This window comes from Collinsella acetigenes, from assembly GCF_012844445.1.
GTDB classification, from domain to species: domain Bacteria; phylum Actinomycetota; class Coriobacteriia; order Coriobacteriales; family Coriobacteriaceae; genus Collinsella; species Collinsella acetigenes.
Map to the genome: position 1 here is coordinate 1 of NZ_JABBCP010000001.1, position 12822 is coordinate 12822.

Consider the following 12822-nt stretch of genomic DNA (forward strand, 5'->3'; position numbering starts at 1 on the left):
TATGGTATCCATCTGGCCGTTCCTTTCTCTAGGACCGTAAGTTGTGGTGACCCACGATTCTAGGGAACGGCCGGGCCTCCCGGCGCGTCGCCGGGAGGCCTTTTACACCAAAATTAGTGACGCGACCACCTAGAGACAAAATGCGGCCCCGTTTCGCGCGAATTGCCGCCACTCATTTCAAAATGAACGATTTGCCGCCACTCATCGCCCGTTGAACAGACGGCATCGGGCGCACATCGTCCATTGAATAAACGGTATCGAGCACGCATCGCTAACTCAGAAGAGAAATGGTAAAAAATTCCTCGCCGCAAGCACGCGAATTCACCGCCGTCGCCCTTATTGGCCGCTCAGCAAAGCCATCCCTATAGACGGCTATAGACAAAAAAGGCGGCCACCGACATCACGTCGATGACCGCCCCTCAATCAGGCGAACTATACGCGAGCAATCCTACTTGCTCATATTGGCAGCGCGAACGGCGGCCTTCTTACGATCGATCGCATTGAGCAGGCGCTTGCGCAGGCGAATGTGCTTGGGCGTGACCTCGACCAGCTCGTCGTCGACGATATACTCCAGCGCCTCCTCGAGCGTGAAGGTGCGGGGCGGAACCAGCTGGACAGAAATATCGGACGTGGAAGAACGCTGGTTACCCAGATTCTTGGTACGCGCAATGTTGACCACCATGTCACCCGGCTTGGAGCGCTCGCCCACGAGCATACCCTCATAGCACTCGGTGCCTGGCTCCACAAACAGCTGACCGCGCTCCTGAAGCGTTCCGAGAGCATAGGCAACTGCCTTCTCGGTGGTCATCGAAATCATGGCACCGTTGTTGCGGCCGCCGATATCGCCAGCGAACGGACCATACTCAAGGAAGGTGTGATAGAACACGCCCTCACCGTGCGTAACGTTCATGATGCGGTTCTTGAGGCCCATGATGCCACGGGTCGGAATCTTGAACTCAAGATGCGTAACCGTACCGCTGGCGTCCATGTTGGTCATGATGCCGCCGGCGTTACCAAAGACCTCGACGACTTTACCCGAATACTCGTCGGGGCACTCGACAACAGCCTGCTCCACCGGCTCCATCTTGTTGCCGTTGGAATCCTGCTTAAACAGCACGCGGGGACGACCAACCTGGAACTCAAAGCCCTCGCGACGCATAGTCTCCATCAGAACGGAGAGATGCAGGATGCCGCGGCCGGAAACCTCGACGCCGGTCTTATCGGGTAGTTCCTCGATCTTCATGGTCACGTTGTTCTCGCGCTCGTTAAACAAACGCTCCTTGAGTTGACGGCCACCGACGATGTCACCATCGCGACCAACAAGCGGAGAAGTCGAAGGCTCAAAAACAATGGAAAGAGTCGGGGGATCGATCTCGATAGGATCGAGTTCAACGGGATTCTCGGGGTCGGTGTAGACGTCGCCGATATCAGTGGAATCGATGCCCACGACAGCGGCGATGTCGCCCGCGCCAACTTCCTTGCACTCAGTGCGGCCCAGATAGTCGAAGGTGAACAGCTGCTTGACCTGAGCGGTCTTTCGCTCGCCGTCATTCTTGACCACAAGGATGTTGTCGCCGTCATGGATAGTGCCGGAGTACACGCGGCCGATGCCAATGCGCCCGACAAAGTTCGAGTGATCGATGGTCACGCACTGCATGGCAAGAGGGCCATCCACATCGACCTCGGGAGCGGGCATGTCGTCGACAATCATGTCGAGCAGCGGATACATGTCCATGTTGCCGTCGTTGGGGTCAAGACGGGCAAAGCCGTTCATAGCGCTCGCGTAGACCACGTGCTCCATGGCGAATTCGAGCTGCTCGTCGGTAGCGCCCAGGTCGGCCATGAGGTCGAGGCAGTCGTTATACGCCTTCTCGGGATCGGCGCCAGGACGGTCGATCTTATTGATGACGATCATGATAGAAAGGCCGGTGTCGATAGCATGACGCAGCACGAACCTGGTCTGGGGCATAGGACCCTCAAACGCATCGACCAGCAACAGGGCGCCATCGGCCATGCGCAGCACGCGCTCGACCTCGCCGCCAAAATCGGCATGGCCCGGGGTGTCAAGAACGTTAATCTTCACGCCCTTGTACTCGATGGAGATGTTCTTGGCCAAGATGGTGATGCCACGCTCGCGCTCCTGGTCGTTGGAGTCCAGCACGCGCTCCTGCACCTGCTGGTTGGCACGGAAGGCATCCGTTGCACGCAACAGTTTATCGACCAGCGTGGTCTTGCCGTGGTCAACGTGAGCGATGATCGCGATGTCCCTCAAGTGCTCTACACGCATACAGTTCCCCTTTGTCTACTATCGACATAACATGCAGCCAAAGCATAGGCGCTTCGACTGTGATTCGGCATAAAAAACTTCTCTATAGTAATAGAGTTTTATAGCAATGGAGGTTCTTCACCTGCGGGTTCAGGGTCGCTCCACATAAAGTTTTCGCCCTCGCCGGCATGTGAGAACAAAACATATGCCGAATAGGCGACGTCCATGCCGCATTCAAAGAAGCTCGCCATGATAGCATCCTCGTAACAGCCGTCGATATCGACGGCGCCCGTGTAGGCGATAGCATAGCGTTCGATGGGCCCCACGCCCTCTTCGCTGTAGCCCTGGGCATGACCCTGCACAAAAGCCTCCGCAGCATCCAGACATTGTTCTTCACCGTCATCGGTGAATGCCGCCTGGAAGCAGTTGCTCTGAGCGTCCTCTATAGCCAGGACAACACCGGGGTCCTCCCCTTCAGCAAGGGAATCAAGATAGGCCCCCAACAGGTTACACACCATGCCATCGAGGGCTTCGGATACCGATCCGGTATCGCTTGGATTCTGTGCCATCGAGCAAGTCCCTTCCTGTTTGTCTTAGAGCTCCTGTGCCTGCTGGGCAATCTCCCGTGCACGGTCGCGCGTGCGCAGCAGCTCGAGAGAGCGCTGCTTTAATACGCGGATCTGATTTCCGAACATCACCACATCAACCCCGCCCCATACGACAAGCATAGATGAAATGGAAAAGGCCAGCGCACCAACTGTACCACGAAGACGCGAGCTTACGAGCGCGACAACAAGGGAGATAACAAGCATAGTGATCCTGCCTTGACGCCGCTCTTTCATCGTGCGAAGGGAAGCAACCACCGCAAGACGTGCCGTCTCGGCAGCACGGGCGCGGATGGTCGCTTCGATATAGATATCTTGAGCCGTAGCGACGGCAGAAGTAGATGCCGGGCGTCTTGCCGCACGACCCCTCAAGAGCGTATAGCGTGCCTCGTTGATAACGCGCATTTGCTGCTCCGCGCGCTCGCGCAGGCGTTTGCTCGTGCCGTACTTATCGGGATGGAGCATTTGCGCAAGCTCGCGATAGGCTGCCGTGATTTCATCTTGAGTAGCATCACCATCGAGCCCCAGCGCCGTCAATGCCTCTTCCCGCGTCATAGCACCTCCCAAATGCAATGATGTATCGATAGCAATTGTCACATAACAACGGCACGGGCTTACGCGCGGCAGGTTTCTCCACTCAAAGGGTGGACAGACGGATGAGCTTTACGTCTCTGGAGAATGGCGCCCTCACGGGGTTCGATCCCGTATACGGGCAACAAAAAAGCCGCAACCTCTCGGCTGCGGCCTTAATTTCAAATGGTGGAGGTTAGGGGGATCGCGCGCGGCGGGCCGCGCGGTGCGCTGCGGCGCGTGCGCGCCTTGCGTGCTGCGCTGGCGAACGCTTTCGCGTTCACTCAGCTCCGCACCCTCACGGGGTTCGATCCCGTGCACGGGCAACAAAAAAGCCGCAACCTCTCGGCTGCGGCCTTAATTTCAAATGGTGGAGGTTAGGGGGATCGAACCCCTGACCTCAGGCTTGCAAAGCCCGCGCTCTCCCAGCTGAGCTAAACCCCCACATCAGTAATAAACACCCCAGCGGCGACTCGGCTCTCGCTGGGGTGTCTATTGCGAAAGAAAAGGTGGTGGACCTGACAAGATTCGAACTTGTGACCTCCCGGTTATCAGCCGGACGCTCTAACCAACTGAGCTACAGGTCCATCGCGCGGTGATTATATTAGCCCAGACCGTTTTTCTAAGTCAACGACTTTTTTAAAAAAATTTTTTTAGTTGGCTCATATATCGAAATCGCACGCGCTTTCCCCTTATTTTGGGTACTATTACTATCCGATTCAAGCAGGTGAAATATTCCTATCCCATCATCGTCTATAAGGAGGTGCCATAATGATTCGCGTTGATATCGAAACCATCGTTATGGCCGCCGGTCCACATCCGTCCCTCATCGTCCTACGCGAGCGCGAAACCTCAGAGTCAAACGAAGCCCCTCTTCGCGCCCTCTCCATCCAGACCGGGTCCTTCGAGGCCGCTGCGCTGAGCCAGGGAATTGACGGGAAGAACCCCGGACGACCTATCACACACGATTTCACCGTCAATGCCGTTAAAGAGCTTGGCGCTAAAATCGCTCGCGTTGAGATTTCCCACATGGAAACCCCGGTTTTCTTCGCCAACGTCATCATTCTCGATCAAAACGGCAAAGAGCACGCAGTCGATGCGCGCCCAAGCGATGCACTCGCTTTTGCCGTGCGCGTAAACGCCCCCATCTATGTTGAGGACGACATTATGAACCGCGCGGGCACCTTCTCATACCAGACCGACACGAACGATGAGGCGGAGCAGCAAAAATTCGACGAGTTCGTCCACACGCTCTCCCCCGACGACTTCTAGTCGACCCATCTTTCTTACAGCAACATAAACCCTCGCCTCAAACACGAAGGGCCCATCCAATGGATGGGCCCTTCTTTAGTCATCTTCCCTGTCGACGATAAACCGGCTATTCGTCAATCAAATCCCCGACAGGCTCTCCTGCCGCGCCGTCGTCGCCAGAAGCCTCCTCGGGCTTTTCCTCGGCTTCTCCGGAAACCTCAGCCTTCTCCGTAGCTCTCTCCATACGCGCAACGGCAGTCACGCGGTCGCCATCCGCCACAGTCATCATCTTGACGCCCTGTGTCGCGCGACCAGTCTGAGAAATCTCGTCGGTCTTCACGCGAATCACCGTGGCGCCCTCGGTGACAATAAACAGTTCATGCTGCGGCCCCACGGTCTTCATTGCCGCCAGCTGGCCCTTGCGGTCGGTCATCTGAATGGTGAAGACGCCCTGGCCGCCACGGTTTTGCTCGGGATAGTCGGCGACCGGAGTACGTTTGCCAAAGCCATGCTCGGTGATGACAAAGAGGTCGCCCGTACCGTTGGAAACCTCCATGCCCAGGACACTGGCGCCGTCTTTCATTGTGATGCCGCGCACACCGCTGGTATCGCGGCCTGTGGCGCGCACTTGATCCTCACCGAAAACGATAGCCTTGCCCGCGGTCGTCGCCATGATGATCTTGTCGCCCTCGCGCACGCGGCGAACGTTGAGCAACGCATCGCCATCTTTTAGGTTGATGGCGATAATGCCATCGCGACGGCTGCGGTCGTAAGCGCTCATAACCGTCTTCTTGATCATGCCGCTGCTGGTTGCAAACAGCAGATATTCATCCTCAGGGAACTCGCGGCAAGAAATCACACTGGCAATCTTCTCGCCCTCTTCGAACGGCAACAGGTTAACGATCGCCGTTCCGCGCGCCTGACGCGAACCTTCGGGAAGCTCGTGAACCTTAAGGCGATACACCTTGCCACGGTTGGAGAAAAAGAGCACGTACTCATGGGTACTGGCGATAAACATCTCTTCGATGACATCGTCCTCTTTCAAGCTCACGCCCGTAACGCCCTTGCCGCCGCGCTTCTGAGCGCGATAGGCAGCCACGGGAATACGCTTGACGTAACCGGTATGAGTGATGGTGACGACCATATCCTCGTCGGCAATGAGGTCCTCTACATCGAGGTTGCGCTCCGCCGCTGCAATCTTGGTGCGGCGCTTATCGCCAAACTTACGGGAGATCTCGCGCATCTCCTCTTTGATCACGCCAAGAATCTTCTCCTCATGGGCAAGAAGGTCCTCATAGTAGGCAATGGCGCGGCGCAGGCCATCCAGTTCCTCCTGGATCTTATCGCGCTCAAGACCGGTCAGGCGGCGCAGCTTCATCTCGAGAATAGCGGCGGTCTGTTCGGTCGTGAAGCCAAAGCGCTCGATCAAGCGAGCAGAAGCCTCGGAATCGGTGCGCGAAGAACGGATAATCGAGATGACCTCGTCGATATGGTCGAGAGCCATGAGATAGCCCTCGAGGATATGAGCGCGAGCTTGAGCCTTCTTAAGGTCAAAGCGCGTGCGGCGGGTAACGACGTCAACCTGATGGTCAATGTAGTACTGCAACATCTCGCGCAGGGAGAGACACTTGGGCACGCCGTTGACAAGCGCCAGGTTGTTGGCGCCAAACGTGGTCTGTAGCGAGGTGTACTTATAGAGGTTATTGAGAACAACCTGCGGGATAACATTCTTCTTGAGCTCGATGACAAGACGAATACCCTTCTGGTTCGACTCATCGCGCATATCGGAAATACCCTCAACGCGCTTCTCGTTCACCAGCTGAGCGATCTTTTCCTGCAGGGTGCCCTTGTTGACCATATAGGGGATCTCGGTGAACACCAGACGGTTGCGGCCCGTCTTGGTGGTCTCGACATGAGCCTTGGCGCGCACGGTGATGGAACCGCGACCGGTCTCATAACTTTGACGAATACCGTCGGAACCCATGATGATGGCGCCTGTCGGGAAATCGGGGCCCGGCATGATTTGCATGAGCTCGTCGACCGTCGCGTCTGGATTGTCGATGAGGTAGCAGGTTGCCTCAATTGCCTCGGTAAGGTTGTGCGGAGCGATATTCGTCGCCATGCCAACAGCAATACCCTGACTGCCGTTGACCAGCAAGTTGGGGAAACGCGCCGGCAGGGCAACAGGCTCTGCCAGGGATTCGTCGTAGTTGGGCTGCCAGTCGACGGTGTCCTTTTGCAAATCGCGCAGGAGCTCCATGGCGGGTTTCGCCAAACGACTCTCGGTGTAGCGCATGGCAGCCGCGGAGTCGCCATCGATGTTGCCAAAGTTGCCATGGCCGTCGATGAGCGGGGTGCGCATCGAGAACCACTGGGCAAGGCGGACCATCGTCTCGTAGACCGCCAAGTCACCGTGCGGGTGATACTTACCGATTACTTCACCGACGGTCCAGGCAGACTTCTTGTGCGGGCGGTTGGGATAGATGCCACTCTCGTTCATCGCGTATAGGATACGACGGTGAACCGGCTTCAAGCCGTCGCGAACATCCGGCAGGGCGCGGGCGGTGATAACCGACATCGAATACTCGATGAAGGACTGCTTCATTTCCTGACCGAACTCGGAAATCTGCAGCTGGCCACCGTTGATATCCTCGCCGGCATCGGTACCGCGGTCCACGGCGCCAAAGCTCTCCTCGAGCTCCGCGTCATCATCCTCTTCTTCGTCTTCGGCGTCAGGGTTATAGGAGTCGGGACCTCCATCCTCTCCCTGTTCTGCCCGGGCGAGCAAACGGCGCAGATCGTCGGGCATGCCCTCCGACTGCTCGTTGTCGTTATTGTTCATATCTTCTGCCACGTACTACCTCCTTGGTTGGTCGTGGTTACGTTCATTCATGCAGCTGCTCAATCAACCCGTCCCAGAACTTTCACCGAGAGAAAAACGCTATCCTCCCGACAACGAAGACGGGTTTTCCAGGTGCCCGAGATTGCCTTGAAAGAGGAGGGAAGCGTACTTAGATACGCGACCGGCGATTGAAGGGAGAGGTCGGGTACCTGGGAAAGCCGCGCAGGCTAGGCGTCCAAGAAGCGAGCGTCGTGAGCATGCTTCTCGATATACTCACGGCGATAGCTAACCTCAGAGCCCATGAGCTCTCGCACGGCGCGATCGGCAGTGATGGCATCCTCGATAGTCACGCGCTGCAGAATACGGGTCTTGGGGTCCATGGTGGTCGAGGCAAGCTGCTTGGGATCCATCTCTCCCAGACCCTTGTAGCGCTGAACGGTGTAGCCCTTGCGCTTCTTGGCGATCTTGCCGCCTTCGGCCTTGCCTTCTTCATCGCCATCGTCGGGGTTGAGGCCAAGACTGCGGATGGTGTCGGCCAAGATCTCGTCTTCGGGCTGCCTGCCATTGGGATAGACATAGTGAATCTTGTTGCGCACCTTGATGCCAAAGATCGGCGGGCACGCCACGTAGACATAGCCGGCGTCGATCAACGGACGCATGTACTTGTAAAAGAACGTAAGCAGCAGGATACGGATATGGGCACCGTCAACATCTGCATCGGTCATGATGATGATCTTGTGGTAACGGGCCTTGGTGATATCAAAATCTCCGCCATCGCCCGAACCCGTAGTCACGCCGCAGCCAATGGCCGTGATGAGCGACTGAATGGTGTCGGAAGAGAAAGCTCGGTGATCGCCCACGCGCTCGACGTTCAGGATTTTGCCGCGCAGGGGCAAGATGGCTTGGATGTCTCGGCGGCGGCCGTCCTTAGCGGAGCCACCTGCCGAGTCGCCCTCTACAATGAAGAGCTCGGTCATCTCGGCATCACGCACCGAGCAATCGGCAAGCTTTCCGGGGAGCGCCGCGGTCTCGAGCAAGCTCTTGCGGCGCGTCGCCTCGCGTGCCTTGCGCGCCGCGTTGCGAGCCTTGGATGCCTGCTGGGCCTTCTTGACGATTTCACGACCCTGCTTGGGGTGCTCTTCCAGGTAATCGGTCAGACCGTCGGTAACGATCTTGAGCACCAGCGTACGCATAAAAGAGCTGCCGAGCTTAGCCTTGGTCTGACCCTCGAACTGCGGATCGGCAAGCTTGACGGAGATGACGGCAGAAAGGCCCTCGCGCACGTCATCACCCGTGAGGTTGGATTCTTTCTCCTTAAGGATGCCCTGCTTGCGCGCATAGTCGTTGATCACGCGTGTAAGCGCGGTGCGGAATCCTTCGAGATGCATACCTCCCTCGGGGGTGTAGATATCGTTGGCAAAGCTCATGACCGTCTCGGAATACGACGTATTCCACTGCAGGGCAACCTCGACATCTCCCATCCTATCGGTAGGAACCCCTTCTTCGGACGTTCCCTCGATATAGATGGGGTCCTTTAGGGCCTCGGGGACATCCTTGCCCTCATTGAGGAATTTGACGAAGTCGATAATACCGCCGGCATAGCAAAATTCCTCGACGCGCGGCGTTCTCTCACGCTCATCGGTGAGGACGATCTCGAGATTCTTATTCAAAAACGCCGTTTCCTGCAGGCGATTGTGCAGGATGTCGAAATCATAAACGGTGGTCTCGAAGATCTCCCCGTCAGGCCAGAAGGTCACGGACGTACCCGTTTCCTGGGAAGTTCCAACTTCCTTCATCTTTTCCACGGTATTGCCGCGCGAGAACTGCATTTCGTAGATTTTGCCATCGCGCCTAACCTGCACGACCATCTTCTTTGACAAGGCGTTAACAACCGAAACGCCCACGCCGTGCAAGCCACCCGACACCTTATAGGCGGAGTTATCGAACTTGCCGCCGGCATGCAGGATGGTCATAACGACCTCGAGAGTCGGGATCTTCTTGACCGGGTGCTCATCCACAGGAATACCGCGGCCATTATCGACAACGGTGATGGAGTTGTCCGCATGCACCGTCACCAAAATCTTGGAGCAATACCCCGCCATGGCCTCGTCGACCGCGTTATCGACGATCTCCCATACCAGATGATGCAATCCGGAAGAGCTCGTCGAGCCGATATACATACCCGGACGCTTGCGAACGGCCTCAAGACCCTCAAGGATCTTAATTTCGTTGCCATCGTATGACTCTTCTTTAGCCACGCGCCAACTCCCCCTCTTTACGCAAATAGAGATAATCTTATATATTCTAGCCTACATTCAGGGTCCTACATAAGGTACAAATAGCGCTCTGGGGCCACCAGAGGCCGAATATGGCTATTTCGTTGATTTGCGGGTCTTGTCTAGCGAAAGCCCCGCGCCCATCGCGGATTTAAGCGCTCTTTGAAGACTTTCATCCTTGATATGGGAAACACGAGCATCGATTGCGGCAACATCGGCAGAGGAAAGCTCGGCTCGAGGCAGGCCTGCGCAAGGCGAGGACTTGACCTTGTTCGCAGCGGAAGATGCCGCGCGCGGAGCTTCATATCCCTTTCGGGACAGTTTGAACACCAGAGCCGAGACGCGCACCCCGCACGCCTCCATACGCGCACGGATAATCTCGCGCAAAACGGTGAGTTCGTTGACCCACGAGGAGCCGTCGACGTACACGACGAGCTCCCGCGTCTCGGGGACAAAGTGCAGGCCGCACACATGCTGACCCTCGCGCGTGCGGGCACAAACGGTATTCCAGGCACGGTAAACCTCCCGCGCCCGCTCTGCCTCTAAAAATGCTTCGCGCTTGGCAGGGGTTGCATCGTCGTAAATGCGGCGTTTCTCCTGCTCGAGGATGCTTCCGAGCCCCTGCGTGGCGCCAAAGCGATCACTTTTTCTCGCCATCGATATGCACCACCTTCGCGCGGTCTATAACATCGTTGGAAAAATAGCCCAGGTTCGTCGTGGTGATGATCGTCTGGATCTCGCCTTGCACAAACCCGGTTATCGCCTCGCGGCGGCGCGCATCGAGCTCGCTCATCACGTCGTCCAGGAGCAACATGGGATATCTGCCTAAAATATCGCTCGCCACCTCCGCCTCGGCGATTTTCCAAGCAAGCACAAGGCTTCTTTGCTGCCCTTGACTCGCAAAGTCGCGCGCCTCCCTCCCATCGATGGAAAAGGAAATCTCGTCACGATGCGGTCCCACCACCGTGATGCCGCGGCGGCGTTCATCCTCGGCAGCGCGGCTCAGGGCGCCACGGAAGAGCTCCTCTATCTCGGCACGCGAAGTCGATTTGTCAATTTCTCCCACCGTCGACTGATAGGAAAGGCCGAGCGCTTCGGTGGGCGCGATGGCACGGTAGGCGTCAACCATGCGCAAGCGAATGCGCTCGAGTAGCGACAGCCGATGGGAAAGCAGAGCGGCGCCCGTCTGTATCAACGCCTCATCCCATGCCACCAACAAGTCGGTGGGAACGGGATATTCTTTGAGCAGGCTGTTGCGCTGCTCGACGACGCGAGCATATGACGAAACCAGGTGGGCGTAGCGATCGTTGAGCTGAATGCCAAAATCGTCGAGCGCAGCCCTGCGGTGCGAAGCCGCGCGCTTGATCATATCGAGGTGGTCGGGGCAGAACAATATGCTTGGAACCAAGCCCCGCATCCCGGCGGCCGAGGTACGTTTGCCGTTTGAAAAGAAGCTCTTCTTTCCCTCGGAACAGACAAGCGCATGCTCGACCCGCCGTCCCTCGCCCGTAAACGAAAGATCGATACGACAAGTGCCCTCGCCGTTGCGCACCAGCTGAGATGACGTGGGACGGCGAAACGATTGTCCCGCTGTCAACAGCTGAACCGACTCTATGAGGTTGGTCTTCCCCACCGCATTGCGGCCAATGAGAATCGTGATATCGGGATCGAGCTCGACATCAAATTCCTTAAAGCTGCGGTAGTTATGCACCGAAAGAGTGCGTGCGAGCACATTCATTAGACACGAACGGGCATGACCAGATAGATGTAGTTAATCTTGTCGTAAGACTTAAAGACGCCCGGACGTCCCTCGGTGAGCTCAAGCGTGATCTCTTTCTCGTGGCCAAGCGCATTCAGGCAACCGAAGATGTAGCTGTAGTTGAATCCAACCATGCAATTGGTTCCCTCTACAGCGGTCTCGATCGTCTCGCTCGCCTGATCTTGATCGCTGGAGTACGCAGAAAGCGTGAGGGTGTTTGCGTCGGTGTCCACATCGAAGCGAACGGCGGAGTTCGAAGGCGCAACAACGGTCACGCGCTTGAGCACGGCATTAAAAGAGGAGACGTCGAGATTGACCGAAGTCGAACAGGTGTCAGGCAAAAGACCCTTGTAGTCCGGGAACGTGCCCTCGATGCGGCGTGCCACATATGTCGTGTTCTCAGCCATGAAAACAACCTGGTTGTCGGTGGCGCCCACAGTGATGGTGCCATGGGCGGGAGCGATGGACAGGGCATCATTGAAGGCGTCGGAAGGAACAATGAGCTCAAAACTTCCCTCGAGCGAGGAAGTCTCCACCTGCGTATCGCACACCGCAAGACGATATGCGTCGGTGGCCACCAGGCGCAGCATGTTATTTTCGACCGTCATCTGCACGCCGGTGAGAACCTGACGGTTCTTATCGGTAGAAGTGACGCGCCAAACACGCGATACCATTTCGGACAAAATGTCGGTAGGAAGTTCGACAGAACGCTCAAGAGCAAGTGTGGGGAACTCCGGGAAATCGACTGCATCGAGCGTGTTCAACCTAAAGGAGCTCTTGGCGCAGGTGATGGAAACCTGTCGATCTTCCACAACAAAGTTAACCGGTGCGTCGGGAAGCGTCTTTGTAATACTGGCGAGCATCTTGCAGGGAACAACCACGCGACCAGGCTCATCCACGCGTGCGGCAACACGATGACGAATAGAAATGGTGTAGTTGCTTGTTTGGAACTCAAGAACACCGTCTTCCGCTTTGATGAGAACGCCGGAGAGGATGGGGAGTGTAGATGCACTCGCAATGCCCTTTTGTACGATGGCGAGAGCATCTGCGAGAGAAGACTGACTGACGGTGAAGCGCATCTCTATTACCTTTCTTCTATATATAGATAAATCTAATAATAGTAATAAGACAGTGGAAGAAGTTGACTACTGGCATTTGCGCAGGTAAAAGGCTTTTTCTTTTCAGCTTTCCACCCGTTGACAACACCCGTTCTTTTCAACAGCCCGCACGCGCACGAAATCTTTCAACGCGTT

The 12822-nt window shown here is 56.6% G+C and carries 9 protein-coding genes and 2 tRNA genes; 1 reads left to right on the forward strand and 10 read right to left on the reverse strand.

Translation table 11 applies throughout. From position 1 onward, the window contains the following. Positions 1-448: 448 nt before the first annotated feature. The 5 genes from typA to HF320_RS00025 all read right to left on the reverse strand — a co-directional run bounded on the left by typA (position 449) and on the right by HF320_RS00025 (position 4028). Positions 449-2287, reverse strand: coding sequence for a translational GTPase TypA (typA, locus tag HF320_RS00005; protein WP_022386549.1), 1839 nt, complete (start codon positions 2285-2287; stop codon positions 449-451). A 98-nt stretch (positions 2288-2385) separates the two neighbouring features. Next, positions 2386-2835 carry a hypothetical protein gene (locus HF320_RS00010; protein ID WP_169276539.1) on the reverse strand — a complete coding sequence of 150 codons (450 nt, stop codon included), beginning with the start codon at positions 2833-2835 and terminating at the stop codon, positions 2386-2388. A 24-nt stretch (positions 2836-2859) separates the two neighbouring features. Further along, positions 2860-3426, reverse strand: coding sequence for a J domain-containing protein (locus HF320_RS00015; protein ID WP_169276540.1), 567 nt, complete (start codon positions 3424-3426; stop codon positions 2860-2862). A 383-nt stretch (positions 3427-3809) separates the two neighbouring features. Then, positions 3810-3885 (reverse strand) — tRNA-Ala (locus HF320_RS00020). A gap of 66 nt (positions 3886-3951) precedes the next feature. Continuing rightward, positions 3952-4028: transfer RNA gene (locus tag HF320_RS00025), tRNA-Ile, on the reverse strand. 184 nt (positions 4029-4212) lie between these two features. On the opposite strand from HF320_RS00025, the gene HF320_RS00030 reads away from it, so the two are divergent. Further along, complete coding sequence (locus HF320_RS00030) at positions 4213-4713, forward strand: bifunctional nuclease family protein (RefSeq protein WP_022387163.1); 501 nt, start codon at positions 4213-4215, stop codon at positions 4711-4713. 106 nt (positions 4714-4819) lie between these two features. On the opposite strand, the gene gyrA is transcribed toward HF320_RS00030, so the two are convergent. The 5 genes from gyrA to dnaN all read right to left on the reverse strand — a co-directional run bounded on the left by gyrA (position 4820) and on the right by dnaN (position 12648). Then, the gene (gyrA, locus tag HF320_RS00035; protein WP_169276969.1) at positions 4820-7534 is read right to left on the reverse strand and encodes a DNA gyrase subunit A; all 2715 of its coding nucleotides are present in this window, start codon (positions 7532-7534) and stop codon (positions 4820-4822) included. 227 nt (positions 7535-7761) lie between these two features. Continuing rightward, entirely contained in the window at positions 7762-9792 is a 2031-nt protein-coding gene (gyrB, locus tag HF320_RS00040) for a DNA topoisomerase (ATP-hydrolyzing) subunit B (RefSeq protein WP_169276541.1), read from the reverse strand. A 114-nt stretch (positions 9793-9906) separates the two neighbouring features. Next, positions 9907-10467 carry a DUF721 domain-containing protein gene (locus HF320_RS00045; protein WP_169276542.1) on the reverse strand — a complete coding sequence of 187 codons (561 nt, stop codon included), beginning with the start codon at positions 10465-10467 and terminating at the stop codon, positions 9907-9909. Continuing rightward, the gene (recF, locus tag HF320_RS00050) at positions 10451-11548 is read right to left on the reverse strand and encodes a DNA replication/repair protein RecF (RefSeq protein WP_169276543.1); all 1098 of its coding nucleotides are present in this window, start codon (positions 11546-11548) and stop codon (positions 10451-10453) included. Before recF ends, HF320_RS00045 begins: the two co-directional genes overlap by 17 nt. Next, complete coding sequence (gene dnaN / locus HF320_RS00055) at positions 11548-12648, reverse strand: DNA polymerase III subunit beta (protein ID WP_169276544.1); 1101 nt, start codon at positions 12646-12648, stop codon at positions 11548-11550. Before dnaN ends, recF begins: the two co-directional genes overlap by 1 nt. Positions 12649-12822 lie beyond the last annotated feature (174 nt).

Bases quoted from the DNA above. Each gene is read 5' to 3' on its own strand.
- typA (WP_022386549.1), bottom strand. From the start codon at position 2,287: ATGCGTGTAGAGCACTTGAGGGACATCGCGATCATCGCTCACGTTGAC.
- HF320_RS00010 (WP_169276539.1), bottom strand. From the start codon at position 2,835: ATGGCACAGAATCCAAGCGATACCGGATCGGTATCCGAAGCCCTCGAT.
- HF320_RS00015 (WP_169276540.1), bottom strand. From the start codon at position 3,426: ATGACGCGGGAAGAGGCATTGACGGCGCTGGGGCTCGATGGTGATGCT.
- HF320_RS00030 (WP_022387163.1), top strand. From the start codon at position 4,213: ATGATTCGCGTTGATATCGAAACCATCGTTATGGCCGCCGGTCCACAT.
- gyrA (WP_169276969.1), bottom strand. From the start codon at position 7,534: ATGAACAATAACGACAACGAGCAGTCGGAGGGCATGCCCGACGATCTG.
- HF320_RS00045 (WP_169276542.1), bottom strand. From the start codon at position 10,467: ATGGCGAGAAAAAGTGATCGCTTTGGCGCCACGCAGGGGCTCGGAAGC.
- recF (WP_169276543.1), bottom strand. From the start codon at position 11,548: ATGAATGTGCTCGCACGCACTCTTTCGGTGCATAACTACCGCAGCTTT.
- dnaN (WP_169276544.1), bottom strand. From the start codon at position 12,648: ATGCGCTTCACCGTCAGTCAGTCTTCTCTCGCAGATGCTCTCGCCATC.